Genomic DNA, 22,867 nt, shown 5'->3' with positions numbered 1-22,867 from the left:
CCTGAAGAGATGACAGGCACAATGAAATATTTCGTAATCCTATTTTTGACCCTCACCCTGGCTGGTTGTGAAAGCAGTTCCACGGCTGCTCCCGAAATCAGCCCCGGCCTTTCACAGAACCAGTTGGTTCCTACCCTCGAGAAAATCGCAGAGACCGGTGAATACTCGGCCGTGCTGCAGGACCTGACCGTCGGCCTGGAAAACGCCGGCCACATGGAACAGGCTGTCACCGTACAGAGCTTTAACGAACTCTCCGATCCCGAAGACGTGAAGGAACTCGCAGCAAAACTGGTGGAGACGATGAAGAAGTAGAGTACTTATTACTTTTCATTGATCAGCTTCTCGAAATCCAGAATTGCCACCTTATTTTCGGCAGCCAGAGCCAGCAGCTTTCCATCAGGGGAAACAGCAATCTCTATCCCCGGTTGTGAGACTTCAATGTTCTGACTGGTAGAGAGATTCCACAGCTTCACTTTACAGTGGCGTGAAGCAATCACCAGCCAGCGGTCATCGGGAGTAAAGCGGATAGAACTGAGCATCCCGCCTGTCTCAGTTTTGTCCTGCTTCAATTTTCCTGACTCTGTATCCCAAATCTGAATCTGCCATTTTTTGTGTTTATATTGAAAGAGACTTCCTCCCGCTGCAATCAGTTGACCATCGTGAGAGACCGCCATTGAGAATAACATCAGGTCATCCGGCTGAAGAATCGTTCGACTGGTATCAGTCTGAACGTTCCAGACTTGAACAACTCCCCTCATCCCAGCACAAACCAGCGACTTTCCATCGAGAGAAAATTGCACTCCGACCACATCATCAGCAGGACACCGCAGACTTTTCATTTCCCGTCCTGTCGCAACTTTGTAGAGATGAAGATTCGGTTTTAGAGCATCTTCTTCCCCCACTATGGTTCCGACTGCAATACTCGTGCTGTCAGGAGAGAAGTCGAGAGTAGTGACTGACTCAGAATCTAACTCGATCCGTACTTGACGAGACCAGTCTTTGACACGCCAGAATTGCACGCTGCCATCATAGCTGCCTGTGGCAAGCAGTTTCCCATCTTTCGAAAAATCAACACTGCTGCCGCCATCTTTAAAGCTGTTAAACGTCGCCAGGCGCTTTCCACTGGCGACATCCCAGACAATTGCCTGGCCCGGGTCTGGTTTCTGTAGTAATCCACGAAATCTGCCATAGGTTACCGCTAACATTTTACTGTCAGAAGAGAACTCTAAATCACTGATGACACTGGTATTCCCATTTGGATCTTCGGGAATCACCAGACTCTGCGCATGACTCCGAAATTTTTCGCGAACATCAGACCGATCCTCAGCCGACAGATGCGAAAAGCCCAGCGTCAACCACATGGCTCCCGAGATAAGAATTCGTAACATTGATTAGACTCCCTGCTACTGAGGTTCTTCCCATAGATCTTCGGAATTCCAGAATTGAATATACTCTATTTCTATTATAGAAGAATCATATCTTGACTTACCAATTGTTTTCTCAGTAAAGGCCTCGAACAAAAAAAGGAAATCGTAATCTGTTGCCCCTTATTTCTGACGTCCTGCTTTATCACAGTTACCGTAAACGATATAAATGAGAAAATGCCCATAGCATAAAGTTTCTTTTTATCTGGAGCCCCCGATGCCCCCCGCCGATTTTAAACAAAAACTGTTAGCTGGTCTGGGCGGAGACTGGCCCGCGCCGCCGGACTTGAATGTCAAGCACCGTGATACGATTCAGAAGGATGGTTACCGGATTGAATCGCTGACCTACGAAGCCGAGGTCGGCGATCCGATTCCTGCCATGCTGCTGATTCCCGACATGGTCTCGCCTGCACATCCGGCGCCCGCCGTCGCGGTCTGGCACCAGCATGCCGGGCAGTACCATCTGGGGAAAAGCGAACCGGCAGGCCTGACCGGAAACCCGATGCATCACACCGGAGCCGCACTCGCCAAAGAGGGTTTTGTCGTGCTCTGTCCCGATGCACTCTGTTTTGAAGAACGGCAGGACCCGACGGGCAAACTGAAAGCGGGAAATTACGAACGCTTTGAATTCCTGCGCTACGTCGTCGATGGCAAAAGTATGGCCTGGAAAAATATACTGGACATGAAACGAGCCATCGACTTTCTGCAGAGCCGTCCCGAAGTCATAGACGAGAAAATCGGCTGCTACGGGCACTCGATGGGTTCCACACATACCTGGCTCATCGGCCCCTGGGAACCACGTATCAAATGCCTGGTGGGCAACTGCTGTCTGCCTACTTATAAAGGCATTCATCGCGAACACATGCTGCACTGTTTCCCCAATTTTATTCCGGGCATCTATGAATACGGTGATACACCCGATATCGCTGCTCTGATCGCTCCCAGGCCGTTGCATATGAATTTCGGCGAACTCGACGGAGGCAGCCCCATTGATGAAGTCCGCCGCGGTGTCAAAATAATTGCAAACAACTATGCTGCCATGAATGCAGAAACAAACTTTACTTATTATATTGAAGAGGGATCCGGGCACGTGCTCTCTCCCGCCATGTGGGAGAAGACCCTGTCCCAGTTCCAGCGATATCTAAAGACTTAACATTTTTAAAAGCACGGAAATATTCATGGATGCATTGAACTATACCAGAGAACTCGTGACCTTCGAGTCCACCAGTTGTTTCTCGAACCTGGCAGTCAGCGATTATGTGGAAGCCGTTCTGAAAAATCTGGGGTTTGCCATTGAGCGTTTGGAATACGACGACGCGAAGGGAATTCGCAAAGCCAATATCATCGGCCGGCGGGGCTCAGGGCAGGGGGGCATGGCCTATTTTGCTCATACTGACGTTGTTCCCGCTGATCCCTGGTTCACAGAAGACTTCAGTCCTTTCACACCGACGCAGATTGATGACAAGCTGTACGGCCGAGGCAGTTGTGACATGAAAGGCTCCATTGCCTGCATGCTCGCCGCCGCGAAACAGTATGTCGAACGCGATTTGAAACATCCGCTCTACATCACATGTACCGCCGATGAAGAAGTAGGCTATCACGGTGCCCGGAACGTTGCAGAAAAATCTACCATGTACCAGGAAATGGTGGCTGGTGAAACTCATGGGATTATCGGAGAGCCCACTCGACTGGAAGTCGTTTATGCTCACAAAGGAACGTATGGCTTTCAGGTGATCTCACACGGTCGGGCCGCTCATTCCAGCCTGAGTACCGGCGTGAATGCCAACCTGGCTATGATTCCGTTTCTCGTCGAAATGAAAAAACTGTATGACGAATGCATGACCGATCCCCGCTGGCAGAATGAAGAATTCGATCCCCCTACGAACGGATGGAACATCGGGATCAACGACAAGACTTCGGCCGTCAATATCACGCCACCTCAGAGTATCTGTACGGTTTATTTCCGTCCCATGCCAGGGCAGGAGCCAGACGAACTGGTAGAGCGTGCTCGCAGCGCCGCCGAAAAGTGTGGCCTTGAATTTCAGTTCAAGTGCGGCGGCACCCCTGTTTACACAGACCCGAACTCTCCCTTCGTCAACGAAGTCCTGCAGATTGCCGGCAAAGATAAAGCAAAGACCGTTTCCTATGGCACGGATGGCAGTCTGTTTCCGGAAATGAAGAACATGGTCGTCTTCGGGCCAGGAGACATCGGTCAGGCACATACGCACGATGAATTCATCGAACTGGAACAGCTGGAGTTGGGCACACAAAAGTTTGCTAAGCTCATTGAACACTGGTGCTGCTGACAGCAAAAGAGGTCATTACTCTGGAGCAGCAGCGTTGTTGAACTGTTCCGGATCAAACGGATCGGCAGGCTTCTCTTTGACCAGCTCATTGATTTCCTGATCGGAAAGTTTTTTCGGCTCGAAACCGGAAATCAGGGAGACATCCCCTTTTAACTGTGCTGGTTCCACTTCCATATCAGCCTGCTGAATTTCCTTTGTCGTCGAAATACCCGCAGCCAGTTTCAGCAGATTTTCCCGTGCCTGTCCGGTACGGCGTTGCGCCCGCTTCGTCAGACGATCTGCACGTAACTGATCTTGCTTAATACGATCCGCAACTACATCGGCAACCCATTTCTGAATAACCACCTGTTGTTTTCGTCCGGCATAACCCGTGTATACCACCATTCCCTGCTGCGGATGTTCCTGCTCTGATTTGACCAGTAGCTGGCTGCGCAGTGGGTCTTCCAGGTCAATCCACCGCAATACTTCTGCCAGGTTTTTCTCAGCATAAAAACGATGGTTTCCATATCGACGGGTGACCTGTGTCAGACGAAATTCCGATTTCGCAGCATTGCCGTGACAATTGGCATTCCCACATTTATTCAGCATGATCGGCTGAATTTTACGTACAAATAAAGCCGACTGCTCGCGCGAGATACCGGTCAGCGAGGTCGCCTCGTCAGAACTTTCCAGTTGTTTTTTGATCAAAGTTTCCTGAATCTTTTCCTGGACTGTAGGCTGATTCTCGGCTGAAACGCCCATCAGTCGACGTAGCATCAACTGTGGTTCCGAACGTTTTGGTTCCAGCCGGATCGCATCGCGCAACTCACTTTTGGCCTCTTCGTAAAGCTCATTGGTGATGCACCAGCGGGCTAGATCCAGATGTGAATTCGCTGTCGGGTACTTCATTGCCGCACGCTGTTTCAGGTAGATTTCATGTAAATCCTTCGCTTCGAACAACACGCTGTCGAAGGGAACCACCATGCTGCCGGTCGGGTTCTTAACGAGATATCCACCGGCACTTTCACTGATCTCGCCGGAAACCATGCGGCCGGTTTTCATCAACAGCAATGAGGTCTCGGAACGAACTGTTGCCGGCAGGGGTTCCTGAGAAAATGCAAGATCCAGATCGGACAGACCGAAGCAGACCAGGCAGGCGTACATGATAATTGACGATTTAGATTGGGAACTGGAAATCTTCATATTAACCCGTTTCACGAGTGTGAGACAGAACAAGATAAACATCAACGAGATGGCTGTACTATGCCTAAACGATTGATATATCAAGACTTGGATTTAATTATTGTGTGGGGAAAGCAGTCAGAAGAGGTGAGAGAATTCTGAGTACTCTCTCTTATTTCATTTTGCGAATCTGGTCAACCCAGGTTTACCACCGCGCCCTTCGTGGAACGTTCCATGGCTGAAATCTTCCAGACTGTCTGAGCTCCACCGGTTGATTTCAATGGAAATCCAGTCAGAATAGAGGCTCAGAAAATAGTAACATCTGCTGAGATCGCTCGGCATCCAGTTTAGGACAGAACATAAGATGAGTGAGGATTCCCAGTATCTGGCACAGCTGATTGGAAAAACGGTCGTCGTCGACCTTTCCAGTCTGTATGTGATCGCCGGAACTCTGATCGGGCAGGATCAGCATTACCTGTTTCTGGAAAATGCAGACGTACATGATCTGCGCGATACTACTACCACACGGGAAACGTACGTCCATAAAATTGGTCTGCACGGGATCGCCGCGAATCGAGAGCGCGCGCTGGTCTCGCGAAGAGAAGTCGTTTCACTTTCGGCGCTGGAAGATATTATTCGCTGATCCGTTCATCTCAAACTAAAAAGCCCCACGGAACCAGTGTCCCGCGGGGCTTTATTATTTAACCAGATAATCTCAGTTTACAGAGACCATCCATCACGGTAGTCACGACTCAGGAATTTATTAGCTTCTGGAGCGTTCGTGAATTCCATTTTCTTTGCATCCCATTCCAGCTTCTTGCCGGCACGAATGGCAGCATTGCCCAGCAGGGTCGTTTCTGTCAGACGGCTGGCGTAGTTGAAGCTGGACATTGCCGGATCTCCGCCTTTACAGGCCACAACAAATTCTTCAAAGTGACCGGGAGAACGAGGCAGGCTCTGCTCCGGTTTTTTGAAGTCTTTGAACTTGTCTTTGGGCAGCAGCACATATTCTGCGCCGTAGTCATCGGGCGTATAAAAATTACCTTCATCTCCCACGAGAACCACGCCACTCGATTTCATTTTCTCACCCATCAGCAGTTCTTCAGGTGGTAAATTACCGCCATCGTACCAGGTCAGTTTCAGCGGGCAGAGTTTGTTTCCTTCGCCGCGCTCACCAAACTGATAAGTGATCTTCGTGGACTTGGGATAGGTTTCGTTTTCGATCATGCCTTCCTGTTCTGCGACAATCGACTGTGGATCGTACAGATCCAGCGCCATCACATGCATGTTCATGGTGTGACAAGCCATGTCGCCCAGAGCCCCGGTGCCGAAATCCAGCCAGCCACGCCATTCAAACGGATGGTACAATGTGCTGAATTCGCGGTAGGGTGCAGGTCCCAGGAACAGATCCCAGTGAATGTGTTTGGGAGCCGGTTCCCCTGTGGGTGGACGATCAACGCCTTTGCCCCATACAGGCCGGTTGGTCCATACATGTGCTTCCCGTACGTTCCCCAGTACGCCCGAACGAATGACTTCGACAGCTTCCCGGAATCCGTCCTTGGCTGTTCCCTGGTTCCCCATCTGAGTGGCCACGCCATGTTCTTGAGCTGTTTCCCGCATCACACGTGCTTCGTGAACTGACCAGGTCAATGGTTTCTGAGTAAAACAGTGCTTGCCTTTTTTCATCGCCATCACACTGGCAGGAGCGTGTGAATGATCTGGAGTACTGACAGTGACCGCATCAATCTGGCCTTCCATTTCGGTCAGCATTTCCCGGTAATCATTAAACTTTTTCGCTTTGGGATAGCGGGCTGCCGCTTTGAGCAGACGTTTGTCATCGATATCACAGATGGCAATCAAATTCCCGTTATCGGCGGCAGATTTTGAATCGCTGGAACCTTTGCCGCCGACACCAATCGAAGCAAAATTCAATTTTTCCAGTGGCGATTTTTCTGCTGCCAGCAGGTTTTGTCCGCTTACCCAGAACGCGGCGCCTAACGCCGAGGATTGTTTAATAAACTCGCGGCGAGTAGTACGTTGACTCATGAAGTGCTCCTGTTTGAATGTCTAATGTTATCGTATTACGCCATTTTATCTTTGTCGGTTAAAACGTTTCTGAACTTTCAGGATTCTCATATCGGATAATTTCTATTTATTGTAGTTATCCCCCAGACGAAAGAAAACAGAATTACGCCTAAATCAGGCAGGATCTTCAAACAGCAGCTTCAGGGCTGAGGCTTGAGAGCTCCTGATTATTTTGAAATATTTTCCAGCGAGACTTTTCTCTGAACAGGAATCATGTCAAAGTAAACTTAAGATTCAGCGTTCCCACCCAGATCACCCCGCTAGATGAAATTGACGTAATCTATGAACACCCATGAATCCACCGGCGAAAACCCAGTTTTTGATATTTTAATTTCTGGCGGTACTGTGATTGATGGTACAGGTTCTCCGCGCTATCAGGCAGATGTCGGTATCAAAGGGGATGCCATCGTCGCGATTGGTGAACTGCCTGAAAGTTCAGGAGCCACCGTGATCGACGCCACCAACAAAGTCGTCGCTCCCGGTTTTGTGGATGTACATAATCACTCCGACAGCTGGCTGCTCAATACACCCAACTTCATCTCCAAAACCTCTCAGGGCTTCACCACCGAAGTCATCATGGCGGATGGTATCTCGTATGCCCCCGTGGACCGCTGCACCGCTGCGGACTGGGTCTATTATCTGCAGTCGCTGGACGGACTCTACCCGCATGAATATACCGGCTGGGAATCGCTGCAGGATTATATGAACCTGATCGACGGCAAGAATGTGCAGAACGTAATGACGCACATTCCCTATGCGAACCTGCGTTCAATGGCGTGTGGTTTCGGTCGTCAGCGAGTTGATGATTTTCAGATGAAACAGATCTGCGCCGATGTCCGCAAAGGGATGGAGGCAGGCGCAGTCGGCCTGTCAACCGGTCTCGATTATGTCGCGCAATGTTTTTCCACAACAGATGAACTGGTCGAAGCCTGTCAGGCAATGGCCGAATACGACGGGCTCTATGTCTCGCATATCCGCTACAAAAAATCGCTGATGCCGGCTATCGAAGAACTGGTTGAGATTGGAAAAAGAGCAGGGGTCAAAGTGCATATTTCCCATATGAAAGGGCAACATCCCGGTCAGGCAGAAGAGGCTCTCGAATACATCGACAAAGTTGCCCGTCACGAAGTTGATATCTCGTTTGATGTGTATCCCTATCAACCCGGTTCCACCATGCTGCACTTTCTGCTGCCTTATGAAGTATTTGAAGACGGACCGAAAAAAGCGATTGAAAAGTTAAAACAGCCCGAAATGCAGTTGCGTTTCAAATATGGACTGGAAAATTATCTGCTGGATATTTCTGCGATCCAGATTGCCTGGGTACTCACCGAAAAGAATAAACAGCATCAAGGCAAATCGCTGAGCCAGTATGTGGAAGAATCAGGTCTTCCTAAAGAAGAAGCATTGATCAACCTGCTGATTGAAGAAGAAATGGCGGTCCTGCTGGTCTTTAACATGGGAGATGACCGGCTCGTTGATCCTGTTCTGAAGCATGACCTGTACATGATGGGAACCGACGGAATTTATATGGAAGGGGGCATGATCCACCCTCGCCAGTTTGGTTCGGCAGCCCGTCTGCTGGGTCCCTGCGTACGAGACCACAAGCTCTTTTCACTGGAAGATGCTGTCTATAAATTATCCGGTTCTGCAGCGAAACGTTTCGGCATGGCGCAGCGGGGGTTCGTGAAAGAACAGCATTTTGCAGACCTGGTGATTTTTGATCCTGATACGGTGCAGGATCATGCCACCTATGATAATCCGCAGCAATTCTCCAGCGGCATCGAATATGTCTTCACCAATGGAATTCCCATTGTACACAATAATCAGCCGCTGGAAATCACTTCGCAGACATTACCGGGCCGCTATCTCCGCTATCAACCTAAATAAGGCTGCAGACGGGCAGCTGTCTGTGGATCCCGGTATTGATCTTTACCAATACCATACACGGCTCCCACCTCAACGGCCTGTTCCTGGTACTCCGGATAATTGGAGACCAGCATCAGCGGACTCTGTTTGACATCGGAACCGGCTTTGATCTTCTGGATGAGTTCAATACCGTCACTGTAGTCGGCATCCAGTTTGCGGTTGATCAGGACCAGGTCATACTCCGTCGATTTTAATTTCTCCATGGTATCGTTTTCCACATCTGCCTGATCAATCTTCACATCAAAGTGGCTGGTCAGAAAGCGTGATAATGAACTGGAATCCGGCACACATTGTCCGACACTCAAGACACGTTTTGGCATTGGTATAAATCCTCTCTCATTTAATTATAATAATACTATTTTTAATTAGGGAGAAATCAGCCGCACAGGCGGGACAGTTCCTGAATCGCTTCTAGAGCATCTTCCACATCAGGCACCTCAACCCCTGGTTCACGACCATTGTGATCGCACTCTTCCAGCAACAGCAGATCTTCATAGCTTTCGTTCGCCATCAACCGCCGTCGTGCACGTGCTCCCAGCGTTCCTGCCCGGATGGCATGCGCATCCATATGATGCTGAATCAACCAGGCAGTCCTTTCTGTAATCAATCCTTCCAGCGCCTGCAAGCCCGCTTCGACGTGATCATGCGGATCAATGGCCTTTCCCACATCATGCAGTAATGCAGCCAACTGAAACTCCTCGTCATAGGGGAGCTCATCACAGGCCAGATCATACACCTGCAGGCTGTGATATAACGCATCTCCTTCCGGATGATATTTTTTGGACTGTTTAACTCCCGCTAATGGGAGCAGCAACAAACGATACATCTGGAACCGGTCGATGCTCTCTTCAACTTCCGCCAGCCGCTGATCCAGATCGATCCCCGGATATTCTTTTTCCAGCAGTTGTTCAAACTCAGGCAATGTGGCACGTTCAATCCGTTTCCCGGTAATCGAACACTTGAATCCATAGCTTGAACGCTCGGTGGGATACAAAGTCAGTTCTACAGGAAATTCATCTTGAATATGGATGTGTGTAAAAATTCGCTCTTCACCATGTTTTTTCACGGTTTTGTGTTCGACACGATAGGAAATCCCTTCCTCATCCAGTTGCGCCGTTATTGCTTCACAACTGTGTGAAAACACATGAATATCAATATCCGAGCCCTGTCGAATATGTCCGGTCAGAGTACTGCCGATCAGTTTTGGATGAAACGGCTTGAACATTCGCAGAAACCGCAACGCCTGCAGCCGCATGCCCAGCAGATTTTCAGTGCGGGATTCGCCCTCAAACGTGCAGGCAAAACGCTGGATTTCGTCTCGAATTTCGCGGTTACTGGGGAGATCGGCTGGTTTAACCCAGCCCTGGCAGACTTTACGGGCCGCTTTCATTTTGGCCCGATAATATTCTGTCTCTTGTCGCGAATACATCAGTCGTGCCGCTTCAAAAATAATCTGGCGGCGCTGTTTACTCGAATTCATTCATAAATCGGTGAACGTTCTCACCGTCGAATCGTTGACAGGGTGAAATGATATTCATGAACAGCCATAAATATCAGTCAGCAGGGAATTCTAACGTTTGATGAAGGAAAAGCAAATCGCTTTCGGCTCGAATTCCGCTTACTTCGCCTCTGCGAGCTGCTTCTGCTTCCATTCATTATAGAGAATACTACTGCGAAAGCGGCTGAATCCTGCGCCGGCACCAACACTCGCCGGTTTAGCTCCAAAATCCAGTCCTCGTGCCAGCAGCGGTGAACTCTCCGAGACTTCCCAGTCCTCGGGTTTATAGCGATGATTGAATGAATTATTAGGCCGGCGAAATGCAAACGCCAATGTATCTCCCAGAGATGTCTCATCGGTATTTCCCCAAAACTGGCTCCAGCTTTTGACATCGGTCACTCCGGACTCAGCCTTGCCGCTCAACCCCAGCCAGTCATCTACATCATAGACATTTGCATCTCCTGCAAATGACCGGTTTTCCTTTGAACCTTTGGCTGACAGCATTGAAAGCCCCAGGTTTTCTACTTTGAACGCACAGTGGTCACTCTTAACATGAATATTTTTCACGAATCGTTCAAACACAAAACCTTCAGCACCTTGAACCGTACAATGAGACAGATTCAGATTAATATCGCCCCCCGCAGTCGTACCGGTACTTTTCAGAACAGAGAATATTTTTCGTGAAAAAAGAATCGAATCATCAACCGAAATCGTCTGTTTCCCCGTCCCTTCGATTTCAAAGGATGCGCGTCCTCCCACGAAAAAACAGTTTGTTATTGTCGAGTCGGTCGGTTTTAAAAATTGAACTGCTGCCATGCCTTTGTCATTCTGCTCTGAAATCGTACAGTTCAGCATTTTTAAGTTTCCACCATTCACCACAATCGCCGCCCAGGGGACATCTTTACCGACTTCGGGAGGATCAAATTCAAAACCGATCCCTTCCAGAGCCAGGGTTCCTTTCGATACCCGTAGGATATGGCGTACATCCGGGTCCCGTTCCGGCCGTGACCGCAAACCAAGCCGGTTCTTCCCGCGTTCATACTGAAAAACTGGAGCATAGCCAAAGCCGGCTTCTATGCTCAAATCCTTATCTATTTCCAGATGAGGCACTCCAAACGGCCCATCCCCATTCACGCGAATCAAATCTCCCGCTTTGGCAGCGGCGACTGCAGCCTGCAGGGTTTCGAACTCCGGTTTTTTCTCCTGGGTATAGATCTGAAATTTCTTTGCCGGTTCTCCGTTCAGCATCCGTGAGATATCACTCCCCAGATTCGCTTTTCGCAGAAACAGAATTGCAAAAGCAGTCTCTGCCAGTTTCCCGCGCGAGTCTTCCCAACTGCCATCCTCTTTCTGTGTCTGTATTAACGCGGAGGCCCCTTTGGAAAACCAGTCGGTTTTTCCCAGCGTTTCCAGCCCCAGCAAGACGCCTACGCGCTCTGTCGACCAGAGAAAGTACCGGGCCGATGAGGCACTGATTCCTGCAGCATAGGTGCCCGCCATCTCCAGACCTTTGGCAAAAATCGGATCGGAGATCAGAGTATCGCCTTCCTTCTTCGTTTCGGTTCTGGATTCTGCATCCTTCAGAACGTCCTGATTGAGCGAACGAATCTTTGTCGCACGGGCCACTGTCAGACAAAATAAACCTGCCAGCGTCATCGAATTCCTGGATGGTTCTTTCATCTCTTCGGTTGGCAGCTTGTAACTCCAGCCTCCATCTTCGTTCTGCGTTTCAACAAACCGCCGTGCCACCCCGATCATTGAATCATCAATGTTAATATTCGAACGGGAAGCCGTCCACAGGCCAAGCACCGCAAATTGAGTGCAACTGTTATCGCCGGGTGAGGTTCCCAGTTTGGGTCGGGCTCGCGGGTTACTTAAACTACTCGCAGATGCCAGAGGACAAGTATAACTCCAGCCTCCCGTTGTGGTCTGACCTGCAATTAAACGTGCAGCGAACCGGCGGATCTCAGCCTTGTCTTCTCGATTACCGATTCGCGATAAGAGCAGAATTGCCAGAGACAGATCATATGTTGATTTGAGTTTCTCTGAGTCCTTCAGGACAAACTGCCTGCCTTTCTGAATCAGAGGATCATTGACAGGGATCCCATTCTCCAGAAGCGCCATCGTACAGAGCGCTGTAATCCCCACCGGATGACCTTCAAATTCCCAGCTGCCATCTTCCTGCTGCTGGGATTTGAGAAACTCGACTCCCTTAAGACGGGAAGCGGTCACTTCCTGCTCAGTCTGTGCCTGCATATTGGAGGACACGACTGTTGAGAATATCACAAAACCAATACCAAAACACACATATTGGAACAGTTGACGGCGCATCACTGACTACTCCAGGCGGGGAAGAATAGAACCTTTAAAGATAATAATATCTTTAACAAACATTCATGCATTCTAAATCAACCGCCTGGAAAAGCGAAATGGAAATTTAAAAATCCTCGCACTTGAGACAAAAGTAAAACAAATTGATGATCGAAATTGAGACTACTTCTGCTGGGTGGACATTCTGGCTTGAGCAGTAAGGTCCTTAATTTTGGAAACCACCCGCTGCTCGACCGATTCAGCAAAGGGACCGGGGTACGAAGTATAAATCATGGCTCTGTTCCCTTCGTAGCCCCCTTCTTTCAGGACACGCAGACTGGGAAGATAGCCGAAAACATAATTCGAATAACCGGCAATCCAGACAACAGGCTCCTGTTCCTGGGAATTCTCATTCCCTGATTTCAGTTCCTGCTGCAGTCTGAGAGAATAATCTACTACCGTTTCGCCACAAATGGCTGCTAAAGTCAGATCATTCCCAAACTGAATGACCTGCAGAGGAAAGGCATAACTGGTCTGAATCCCCCCCCGCTCATCGAGTTGATCCAGGAGACGAATCGCGTGGCTCTGTTCATATTTGTTGCCTGTTTCTTTCCGTTTGAGCAGTTCTTCCCGGGAAGGGGGCGCGGCAAATTCCAGTTCGACCTCTTCCATGGCAATTCCCAGTAGCCCATGAATTTCACGAGGCTGTTTGACGGAGAGAGCCACCTCAACAGCATTGGAGAGCGCACGACCGTGCTGTTTCGCCAGATCCAGAGACCGGCGTGGATAGGGATTCTGATCTCCACCACAGCCCATCATAAACAGCGCCACCATCCCCGGATGAGCGTCTTCCAGATATTCCTGGGCATATCCGGCATAGTCACCACAAAACTGGTAAAAGCTGAGCGTCGTATTGTGACAGGCATAGCCAAACAAAGCTGCCACCAGAGAACGATCAGGCCGTTCTACAATCAATACCGGTACCCGCTGATCTACAGGGCCTTCCGGGTAGGGACTATTAATCACTCCCTTGGGAGTGGGCAGACGACGGTTCATCGCAAAGCCGGCCCGCGCGGAAGCATACTTCAACTCAACCGGTTCAAGTCGAGGCAGAGTTGCTTCGATCGCCTTGAGAAGTTTCTCAACCAGCATTTTCGTATATTGCCGGGCTTCAGCACCTCGATCTCCTCCCAGTCCGCGGCGGGTCGCTTTGTCTTCCCGTAATTCGGGTCCACAATGCGTATGGGAAGCGTTCATCAACAGGGCGACAGAAGGAATTTTAAAATCCGATTCAAGACGCGCAGCAATGGGATCGCGAAGTGCTGGCGTAATTCCAATCAGGTCGGTTGTGATAATCACCACTTTTTGGCCGCGGCTATCTTCCAGAATCAGCAGTTTGGCGTACAGATCATGCACTTTTCCCTCTGAAGGTTTCGTGCGGGCTGCATAGCCTGACATCCACATCGGTTTGTCCGGCGTAATCACAACAGAAGCAGCAGCACCACGCCATTCCGGATTGCCATCAGCTTCCGCCGCAGCAACCCTTGTTATCGCGGCAGACGTTGTCCAGTGAAACAGAATTGTTACCAGCGACAGTTGGAGAAAAAACGTTTTCATTGTAATACCTCACGGGATTGTCTTCATATTAAAGTAACTAACTCAGACTCCACAGACAGCACAGTCTGTTCGACGTAAGATCCGGTTTCTTTGAAATGTCATATCCCGCAGATCGAACATCAGCAGTTGATTCGCCAGTGTCTCACCTAGTCCACTGATGACCTTGATCGCTTCCATCGCTGCCATGCAGCCAACCGTTCCAGAGACTGCACCAAATACGGGAAACTCCCGTTTCCAGGCAGGAGGATCGTGGGGATACAGACAGGCCAGACAACCGGTCTGCCCGGGAATAAATGTGGTCAACTGGGCTTCCAGGTCATACATGGCACATTCCACGAGCGGTTTTTTCTGTAAGACCGCCTGGCGATTCATCGCATAGCGTTCCGGGAAGAGCGGGGCACAGTCGACAATCAGATCGACCTGATTCACAAGCTGCTCTGCATTTTGCTCACTGATATTTTCTGGAACAGCCACAATTTCCAGTCGGGGATTCAACTCTTTCAAACGTCGCTCAGCAGATTCGACGCGAGGTTTCCCCAGCCAGTCATGCGTCATTAACAATTGACGGTTCAAGTCACTCGGCTTGACATTCCCGGCATGCGCAATCACCAGTTTTCCGATTCCCGCCGCCGCCAGTTCGTATGCGACCACACTTCCCAGGCCACCACATCGCGAAATCAGAACGGATGCGTTTTTGAGTTTCTCCTGTCCGGCTTCTCCAAATTCGGGCACCCAGATCTGCCACTCATAAACTGCTCGTTCTTCATCCGTCAGGGGCGCAAAACCGGACATCATGACTCCTGTATCTTGAGGCGGGATTTCTGTTTAATAATAATTAAGGAGTGTTCCTCATCCCCCGGAAATCGGGGAGAGAATCGACACGACCTGCTGAGGTTCCAGCGTCCGTGGTTCTTCCCATAATACCTGTTCATTCGAAACAAACAACAGGATGGAGGGATGCAGAACATCTGAATCCGGAAACAGCAGAGGCTTCAGAGCAGTCGAATGCGTTTCTGCGACCCGCTTCACCAGATCCTGCAACGTACTTCCCGGTGGAATTTCGTATTCTTCAGTACCGGTGCCGGCCGCTTTTTTGACCTGGGCTGTATATTCCACCTTAATCTTCATTGCTATTGCGCTTTCATTTTTGCTGAAGTATCTGTCTTTGTTTCGGTTGCCTGACTGTCAGTAGAATTTTCTCTCGGGAATTCTCCTGTCTTTTGTGGCAGACTGCGGACCACCCCTTCGGTGATTATCAGTTTGATATCTCCCAGACGCTCAGATTCGGATGCATTGTGAGTAATATGCAGGGTTGTCACGCCGGTCATACGCTGCACTTCACTCAGCAACTTACACATATCGCCACGGGTGTCTTCATCCAGGGCACTCAATGGTTCATCCAGACAGAGAATGGAAGGTTTCGCAGCCAGAGCACGTCCCAGGGAGACTCGTTGAGTTTCTCCTCCGCTCAAACCAAAGGGGGTTCGATCCAGCAGAGAACTGATTCCCAGCAATTCTCCCAATTCGTCCACCCGTAAATTAATATCCCGCTGACTCCATTTTCGCACTTCTAAAGCGAATGACAGATTATCGCGAACCGTCATTGTATGAAACAGTACGCCATCCTGGGGAACATATCCTATTTCACGCTCAGCCGGACTGGCATCGGTCATGTGTCTGCCGTTCAGGGAAACTATGCCCGACTGGACCTTTTTTAAGCCACAGATAGTTTCCAGAATCGTTGTTTTACCGCTGCCGGTCTTACCCATCAGAACGGCATAGTGTCCCCCCGGCACTTCAAAGCTGACGTCTTTCAGACGGAATTCGCCAACCTGGACACAAAGTTTTTTTACTGAGATCATAATCTGTCAAATCAGGTAGTTGAGATCGCTGTCATAGCAGAGTTCGAAAGATCACATTTATATCGCAGCGCCGCGGGTCAGCCCAAACATACGGGCAATCACCAGTACAATCAAGGCAGCCACGACCATAATCAATGAGGCGGCAACAGCACCTTCGATGTTACCGACTGTCAGTTCCAGGAACACCGTGGTTGGCAGCACTTCTGTTTTCATACGGGTTGCCCCGGAAAAGACCAGAATCGGACCGAACTCACCCAGTGAGCGTGCCCAGGCGAGTGTGCCCGCCGCCAGCAGCCCACGATAAGCCTGAGGAAAGACCACACGCCAGAAAGCCTGTCCTCGACTGCAGCCCAGCGTTAAGGCCACCTGTTCATATCGCGGGCCAATCTGATCAAAGGTAACTCGCATCGTCCTCACTGCAAAAGCACAGGCCACCATGAACTGAGCCAGAATCACGCTGGGGATTTCGTAGGTCACCCCGATTGATTTTCCGAAAATCACTTTTGTCACTTTGCGAATCACGTCATCAACCGAGTCAGTTTGCGCCGTCGATGCGCTGGGCAGATATTCCACTCCTGACTTTTCGGCGACCATTCTGTTGAGCCATTCAATCTGCGGAATTTCGACCTGAAACAGGATCAGCAGGCATAGCCCAATCACCAGTGGAGGCAGCACGATGGGAATGTCCAGGATGGCATCAATCAGCGTTTTACCGGGAAATTCGTGCCGCGACATCAGGTAGCCAATCGGCACAGAAACCCAGAGCGAAAGCACTGTCGTAATGGCGCAGGAGATCAGACTTAACCAGATCGCGTAGCGAATCTCCGGCTTGGCAAATGCCTTCCAGATGTGATCGGGCGTGGTATAAGTAGTCTCGGCGGTCAGCATCGCCACAATCAGGAATACATAAAACGCACTGATGGAAATAAAAATTGTATAGAATGCCAAATCAGAGCGGGGTTTAAATTCCCGTATTTTCTGTTCGTTCGTACTCGGCTCTGTCATAGCGACCCCGAAGCAATGCGCCAGCGAAATCCACTGGATTCAAAGATTGCCCGCGAAGGAGCCGCCGTGAGCTTATCCACCAGACGCTGCATCAGGTTCGGATACTTAGTCGATTTGAGGATCGCGATAGGCTGTTCCGCCAGAGGACGCCCCTCTTTGATTTCCACCACATCCAGCTTGTCCGTCACTTTCGAAATATTTGCGCGATACACAATAGCCGCATCCAGTGAACCGGTCCTCAACTGATTGACCAGCAGATCCGCAGTGGGGGTGTTCGTTTTGACGTTCGGCTGCACAGCGTCGTAGAGACTTTGATCGTTGTGAACAAGCGGGCCCAGTAATCTTTTAGTCAACGCTCCCAGGGCGCTCTGTTCATGATGTGCCAGCCCCACCTTGATATCTTTTCCGGTAAGATCAAACACCGATTTGATCTGTTTGGGATTCCCTTTCTCTACAATGATGACCATATCTGTCTCAGCTACTGTGAGAGGCAGGGTAAACTTCGGCTGGACCTGCACCATGTAAGAAGTATCACAGGCGAAGTAGGCATCGGGCCGCTGGCCACTGTTGATCTGTCCCACCAGAATACCACACCCGTTGTATACCGTATTGACCGTCACTCCTTCGCGTTGTTCAAACTCTCTCAAAGTATCTTGAATCGCCAACCGGTTCACTCCGCCACTGAAGAGCAGAATCGTCGGATGAGGATCCCATGCGTCCCCTTGCACTGTTTCATAGCCCTTTTCCGCAAACTGCTTCTGCCCTTTTTCCGGTGCCTGCAGATAACGGGCAAACATCAGTGCCTGCTGCGGTTTATCAGAAGAATTCAAAACGCCAACGGTCACATTTTTGATCGTGTCTGAAAATTCTGGCACATCAACCATGGAGGCTTTCTCTGGATGCTGATTCACGGTGGCATCCCAGACAATCGCAGCATCGACGGCCCCTAACAGGACATCAGAAGAAATCTCCGATACTGTTGGTTTAAAAACGCGTGCCGACCTGGAAACCGCATCCCACTTGCCAGCTTCAGTCAATTTCTTTTTGGTCAGCTTTCCAATCGAAGCCGCATCGGGATTGGCTAACGCAAACGTCACATCTGCTTTCAACAAGTCATCAATTGATTGTATTTTTTTGGGATTCCCTTTTTTGACCATAATCACAGGATGCATTCGGGCTACCGAAATCGCTTCATCAAGCAGACCTTTCTCACGGGCAATTTCGATATAGCTGGTGTCGGCCGCCAGGTACAGATCACCTTTCTTCGCCACCTGCAGATTACTGAGCAGGGTTCCAGAACCGCCATACTGCAGATGCACGGGAATGCCGAATTCTTCTTCCGCAAATTGTGCTGCCGCTGCCGCTACCGGTGGTTTAATGCCTGCTGCGCAGTACATTACCAGCGAGTCGTCTTCATTCGCCGTTGTGTGAGTTTGCGTTTTCTCTTTGGGGGGAGAGTAGATCAGTAACCCCAGCATGACAGCCAGAAACAGGATTGAGCCCCCTGCGATTGCCATTCCGCTATTAATTCTTCCTGTCCGGCTGGGAGACAGTGTTGACAGTTTCCCATTCTTACCGCAGAGATATTTCATAAGTTTACCTGAATTTGAGATTTCACTTGTCGATTCAAGAGTTGATTAACGCTTCTTTTTCAGTCTGAGGTGACAGACGCCCCGCATTGATACCAAGTACCCGCTGCGCCGACTGCACTGCCTGATCATCATGCGAAACCATTAAAACACAGCCACCGTTTTGTGCGAATTCATTGAGAACATTCAAAACAATTTCCGAGTTTTCAGCATCCAGATTACCGGTGGGTTCATCTGCCAGCAGCACTTTGGGTTGATGAAATAAGGCACGTGCTAAAGCGACGCGTTGTTTTTCTCCAGTACTGAGTTCTGCCGGCGTGTGATGCAGACGCGGCTCCAGTCCAAATTTATTAATCAGTTCTGCGGCGCGCTGACGCGATTCGGGCAAACGGGTTGCCAATGCTGGTGCCAGCACATTATCCAGTACGTTCAGGTAGGGCACCAGGTGGAACTGTTGAAATACAAATCCCAGATGCGTCGATCGGAAACGGGCACGCTGATCGTTTGATAAAGCATAAGGATCGGTATTTTCAATCAATACCTGTCCGCTATCCGGACTCAACAGCCCTCCTACCATTAAAAGCAGTGTCGACTTTCCACACCCGCTGGGCCCCTGAATCGCTACAAACTCGCCACCATCTATCGATAGACTGACCCCATCCACAGCCTGCACACGGTGAGAACCTGATTTAAATGATTTCGTCAGCGCTTTCAGTTCCAGTAACATATCTGGTTGATCATCCTTCCTGAAGTATCGTTGCAGGATCCTGTCTCGCTGCCATCAAAGCGGGAATCCAGCTGGCTAAACTCGCCAAAAGTGGTGCAAACACCAGGCTCAACAGGAGCCAGCGACCTGAGAAAAGCACATCCTGGGGATGAACGGAATCCGGTAACTTGCCCCAGATCACGCCAATTCCATATCCCAGAAAATAACCGAGCAGGGCACCGATCAAGCCAATCAGCATGGCTTTAATAATAAAGATCCCAAAAACCTGGGAAGACCTTAGACCGATTGCCCGCAGAATCCCGATCTCAGTCGCACGACGTCGTACATTCTCAAGCGACAGAAAACCGATCCAGGCTCCACAGCCGAGTACCACCAGAGGTACGAGTACGGCAGCAAAATCCGCATGTCGTTCTATCAGTTGAATCCGATTGGCCTTCTCCTGTTCCAGTGAAGCGACTGCGGTCGCATGCGCTTTATTGCGGGCTTCTGCCCGCGCCAGAGCAGGGGGGCCTCGTTCGATGATCTGAGTGCCGGGTAAAATTTCTCCAACATCTTTGCGGATCTCAGCAACACGGTCTTCTGTTGCACAATTACATTCCAGTGCCAGGATTGCATTCACCAGATTCTGCATGCCCAATAATTCCTGAGCCTGTTTTAAATTAATCCAGACCGTACTGTCATCAGCATTCCCCCGTTCGGGATAGGCCAGGGAGACCTTGAATGGCTGGCCCAACAGTTTGACTTCATCTCCGACTTTGAGTCCGAGTTTTTTCTGAATCTGATATCCGAGCACCATCGAGCCTTCCGGTACTAACTGCTGAAGCGGTTTTTTCAGAGCCCGCTCCAACAGGGGAACTTCACCCCGTGTCCCGGTCAGAATGATTTCGCATTCTTTTTCCGGCCAGGTAACTTTTTTAGCGACCATCGGTAACAGGTGATTGACCGTCACGATATCTGAATTAGCCAGTTTTTTCACATTTTCTTCAGGCATCGTTTTCGCAACCATACCCGTCAGGTGAAATTCACTCAGATCCTCATCTGCCGGTAAAATCAGAATATTGAAGCCCAGGCCTTTGGTGATTTTTCGCATTGCATCTTCCAGTTGCGCACCTGCCTGCTTCACTTCTTCTGATTTCTTCTCCAGAATCAGTTCCGTCTGAATTTCATCAGCCTGCAATAGTGTTAACGCCGCCACCAGACAGGCTACTGCCACTACAACCGACAACAGTCCCAGCAGAAAATTCATCTTGCGATGCTGCATTTCCTGAATGATCAAGTGAAATAAGGACATTGATTTTAGATCCTTCTGAACAGACCGCTAACGGCACTCAGATATTAAATTCAAATTATTGGTTATTGTTTTCGGGCCAACAGCATGTAGCTTCCTGCCAGAATGATGACCAGCACAACAGCGCCCGCAAGCAGGAATAATTCGATCTTATAATGCACGGGAGCAGGTCCTGACTTCTCTGCTGTCAATAAGGTTCCCTCACGCGGTTCAGTGGAAACAGCCTCTTCTACGCTATCACTCTTAACGGCTTCCGTCGTAGTTGTCTTCTCTGATCCCGCGTTGGCAGGGTCTGCTTTATTACCTGATAGCTGTACCATGGAAGCGGGATCCTGATTTTCTGCATCACTATTCGAAAAACTGGTCAACCCTGTCAGAGGCGGCAGTTCTTTTTCATCTTGAGCTGTAGGCGTCACCAGTTTTTCCCAGGGAACTGACATTAACAGATCGGTTCCCGGATTCTGATCTTTCACCTGACAGGTGCAGGGACCGGTCAAATCGCGACAGGCCTGCTCGATTGTCCCCGGATTGATGCCTTTTCCAATCAAAGCATACAGAACCCGTCCCCGTCCGAATACGGGCAATGTCATCGGTTCTGAATCAAAGTCTTTCAGATCGTTCTCTGTCGCCAACAGCATTTGTGTCAGATATTGTTCTGCAGAATCATCACGAGAGCAGGTCACAATACTGAATTTCAACTTTAAACTGTCTGGCGAAACGCTGACCAGCCCCTGTTCAATATCAGCCTGTTCGATTTCAGGCAGTTTCAGGATTTTCTCCATCCGCTTGAGTTCTTTGACCAGCAGTTCGCGAGCGGCTTTGTCTTTTTCGGCATCACCACTTTCCAGAAAGACCCAGACAGCAGTCTGACCAGAAACCAGCTGTTTCGCGATATTCTGTCGCAGTGGAGAATCAATCAGACGGTTGATATTTTCTTCGGTCAGTTCCCCTGACCAGAAACCAGCGGGAACCGGGGCGGGCAGGGGAGTCCGCACCACAAGCAGTGGTAGCGTTTCTGTTTTTTGCACTTTCCAGAGTTCCACTTCTTCCGGAGCTGGCTCAGCGTCCAGATCGACCAGCTTCAGTTCAACATTGGCCGACTTTTGTGCGATCGTCCCTTCCTGATCAAAGTGGGAAATCAGCTTCTGCTGTTCCGGCGTTAAGCCACCACGATGAAACACGACCGCACTGTATTTGTCGGCGGGCCAGCGTTCTAATGCATATCGAAATACCGGGACCGAGCAGGCCCAGATCACTGTAGTCGTAAACAGGATTCCAAGAACAGCCAGTGATGTTAAACACCGTCTCATGTAATCACCTTTCGCGGAGGGTCGGATAGGGCGGGTCGCTGTGGTTATTGAAATCGGCGATCACTCCATCACTTCAGATCTCATAAACCGATCTCAATACATACTATGATGACAAAGTATGAGGTAAATGTGAAGAAAAGATGATTTCAACACGAAACTTTTATCGGAACTGATGAGCGAGGTGATTTTGAATGTAAATCTGCTGTTTTATTTATGAATTCACAGCAGTTCTGCAGTTTCGGCATACTGACGATACCGGTGTGCGCTGTTTTTCAGGGATCCCGCTCTGAACGGAGAGCGATTCATGCTGAAACTTACTGTATCCAGATGATTATCAGCAGCACGAGAGATGTAGCAAACAGCAGCATGGAAGCGCACCCCGACTTCATCTGGATATCATACTTCTCGATCAGAGCATCAATGGCTTCTTTAGATTCTTTCAGACCCTCACCGGTTGATTCGCGGTAATCTTTGATGGCCTGAATTTTATTCCCTTGACGAAGCGATTCGATAATGTGCTGCGCGACCTCAGACTGACCATTGGCTGCATCCTCCTGGTCTGATGGACTCGGCTGATTCTCATCATTCACAGCAGTATTTCCTCAAAGAGCGGGTACAGATAACAGGGAGACCAACAATAGACTACCACCTGTTTTTGCAAACCTGTTTCAGAAATCAGCAGGTTGCGACACTGTTCTACCACTTTGATGATTCGTGGTTCAAGTATAATTTCCATTCCGTTCCCTGAATTACTCGGAA

21 protein-coding genes are annotated in these 22,867 nt (G+C 49.7%); 5 read left to right on the top strand and 16 right to left on the bottom strand.

Annotated elements, in window-relative coordinates; translation table 11 throughout:
- The first annotated feature begins 21 nt into the window (after positions 1-21).
- Entirely contained in the window at positions 22-312 is a 291-nt protein-coding gene (locus GmarT_RS12325) for a hypothetical protein (protein WP_002646214.1), read from the top strand.
- 8 nt (positions 313-320) lie between these two features.
- On the opposite strand, the gene GmarT_RS12320 is transcribed toward GmarT_RS12325, so the two are convergent.
- Complete coding sequence (locus tag GmarT_RS12320; RefSeq protein WP_002646215.1) at positions 321-1,388, bottom strand: WD40 repeat domain-containing protein; 1,068 nt, start codon at positions 1,386-1,388, stop codon at positions 321-323.
- Positions 1,389-1,641: 253 nt separating this feature from the next.
- Between GmarT_RS12320 and GmarT_RS12315 the strand changes: the two genes are divergently transcribed.
- Both GmarT_RS12315 and GmarT_RS12310 read left to right on the top strand, forming a co-directional pair.
- Positions 1,642-2,577: a dienelactone hydrolase family protein gene (locus GmarT_RS12315; RefSeq protein WP_002646217.1), complete on the top strand. Its 936-nt coding sequence runs from the start codon at positions 1,642-1,644 to the stop codon at positions 2,575-2,577.
- Positions 2,578-2,602: 25 nt separating this feature from the next.
- Complete coding sequence (locus tag GmarT_RS12310; RefSeq protein ID WP_002646218.1) at positions 2,603-3,730, top strand: M20 family metallopeptidase; 1,128 nt, start codon at positions 2,603-2,605, stop codon at positions 3,728-3,730.
- 15 nt (positions 3,731-3,745) lie between these two features.
- Here GmarT_RS12310 and GmarT_RS12305 read toward each other — a convergent pair whose 3' ends face one another.
- Positions 3,746-4,912, bottom strand: coding sequence for a hypothetical protein (locus GmarT_RS12305; protein WP_149302772.1), 1,167 nt, complete (start codon positions 4,910-4,912; stop codon positions 3,746-3,748).
- 343 nt (positions 4,913-5,255) lie between these two features.
- Between GmarT_RS12305 and GmarT_RS12300 the strand changes: the two genes are divergently transcribed.
- A complete protein-coding gene (locus GmarT_RS12300) occupies positions 5,256-5,534 on the top strand; it encodes a hypothetical protein (protein WP_002646222.1) in 279 nt (92 codons plus the stop codon).
- Between the two features lie 77 nt (positions 5,535-5,611).
- Here GmarT_RS12300 and GmarT_RS12295 read toward each other — a convergent pair whose 3' ends face one another.
- Entirely contained in the window at positions 5,612-6,937 is a 1,326-nt protein-coding gene (locus tag GmarT_RS12295) for a Gfo/Idh/MocA family protein (protein WP_002646223.1), read from the bottom strand.
- 321 nt (positions 6,938-7,258) lie between these two features.
- Between GmarT_RS12295 and GmarT_RS12290 the strand changes: the two genes are divergently transcribed.
- Positions 7,259-8,863 (top strand): N-acyl-D-amino-acid deacylase family protein, encoded by a 1,605-nt coding sequence (locus tag GmarT_RS12290; protein WP_002646224.1) that lies wholly within the window; start codon positions 7,259-7,261, stop codon positions 8,861-8,863.
- On the opposite strand, the gene GmarT_RS12285 is transcribed toward GmarT_RS12290, so the two are convergent.
- The 13 genes from GmarT_RS12285 to GmarT_RS12225 form a co-directional block, all read right to left on the bottom strand.
- Positions 8,851-9,222 (bottom strand): response regulator, encoded by a 372-nt coding sequence (locus GmarT_RS12285; RefSeq protein WP_002646225.1) that lies wholly within the window; start codon positions 9,220-9,222, stop codon positions 8,851-8,853. The genes GmarT_RS12290 and GmarT_RS12285 overlap by 13 nt on opposite strands.
- Positions 9,223-9,278: 56 nt before the next feature.
- A complete protein-coding gene (locus GmarT_RS12280; protein WP_002646226.1) occupies positions 9,279-10,382 on the bottom strand; it encodes an HD domain-containing protein in 1,104 nt (367 codons plus the stop codon).
- Positions 10,383-10,520: 138 nt separating this feature from the next.
- Positions 10,521-12,731 (bottom strand): prenyltransferase/squalene oxidase repeat-containing protein, encoded by a 2,211-nt coding sequence (locus tag GmarT_RS12275; RefSeq protein ID WP_002646227.1) that lies wholly within the window; start codon positions 12,729-12,731, stop codon positions 10,521-10,523.
- A gap of 162 nt (positions 12,732-12,893) precedes the next feature.
- Positions 12,894-14,327, bottom strand: coding sequence for a neutral/alkaline non-lysosomal ceramidase N-terminal domain-containing protein (locus GmarT_RS12270; protein ID WP_002646228.1), 1,434 nt, complete (start codon positions 14,325-14,327; stop codon positions 12,894-12,896).
- 42 nt (positions 14,328-14,369) lie between these two features.
- Entirely contained in the window at positions 14,370-15,122 is a 753-nt protein-coding gene (locus GmarT_RS12265) for a HesA/MoeB/ThiF family protein (RefSeq protein ID WP_149302769.1), read from the bottom strand.
- Positions 15,123-15,176: 54 nt separating this feature from the next.
- Positions 15,177-15,443: a MoaD/ThiS family protein gene (locus GmarT_RS12260; RefSeq protein ID WP_157158939.1), complete on the bottom strand. Its 267-nt coding sequence runs from the start codon at positions 15,441-15,443 to the stop codon at positions 15,177-15,179.
- 14 nt (positions 15,444-15,457) lie between these two features.
- The gene (locus GmarT_RS12255; protein ID WP_002646231.1) at positions 15,458-16,189 is read right to left on the bottom strand and encodes an ATP-binding cassette domain-containing protein; all 732 of its coding nucleotides are present in this window, start codon (positions 16,187-16,189) and stop codon (positions 15,458-15,460) included.
- A 57-nt stretch (positions 16,190-16,246) separates the two neighbouring features.
- Positions 16,247-17,194, bottom strand: coding sequence for an ABC transporter permease (locus GmarT_RS12250; protein WP_002646232.1), 948 nt, complete (start codon positions 17,192-17,194; stop codon positions 16,247-16,249).
- On the bottom strand, positions 17,191-18,786 hold the full coding sequence (modA, locus tag GmarT_RS12245; protein WP_081459469.1) for a molybdate ABC transporter substrate-binding protein: 1,596 nt from the start codon (positions 18,784-18,786) through the stop codon (positions 17,191-17,193). Before modA ends, GmarT_RS12250 begins: the two co-directional genes overlap by 4 nt.
- Before the next feature lie 34 nt (positions 18,787-18,820).
- On the bottom strand, positions 18,821-19,510 hold the full coding sequence (locus tag GmarT_RS12240) for an ABC transporter ATP-binding protein (RefSeq protein ID WP_002646234.1): 690 nt from the start codon (positions 19,508-19,510) through the stop codon (positions 18,821-18,823).
- A gap of 10 nt (positions 19,511-19,520) precedes the next feature.
- Complete coding sequence (locus GmarT_RS12235) at positions 19,521-20,801, bottom strand: ABC transporter permease (RefSeq protein ID WP_002646235.1); 1,281 nt, start codon at positions 20,799-20,801, stop codon at positions 19,521-19,523.
- Between the two features lie 62 nt (positions 20,802-20,863).
- Complete coding sequence (locus tag GmarT_RS12230; RefSeq protein WP_002646236.1) at positions 20,864-22,108, bottom strand: hypothetical protein; 1,245 nt, start codon at positions 22,106-22,108, stop codon at positions 20,864-20,866.
- 314 nt (positions 22,109-22,422) lie between these two features.
- The gene (locus tag GmarT_RS12225; protein WP_002646238.1) at positions 22,423-22,698 is read right to left on the bottom strand and encodes a hypothetical protein; all 276 of its coding nucleotides are present in this window, start codon (positions 22,696-22,698) and stop codon (positions 22,423-22,425) included.
- Between the last annotated feature and the right edge of the window lie 169 nt (positions 22,699-22,867).

The sequence above is a fragment of the Gimesia maris genome, from assembly GCF_008298035.1.
In the GTDB taxonomy this organism is placed as follows: domain Bacteria; phylum Planctomycetota; class Planctomycetia; order Planctomycetales; family Planctomycetaceae; genus Gimesia; species Gimesia maris.
Note: the sequence above shows the minus strand (reverse complement) of the source record. Positions and strands in the feature narration are given on the sequence as shown.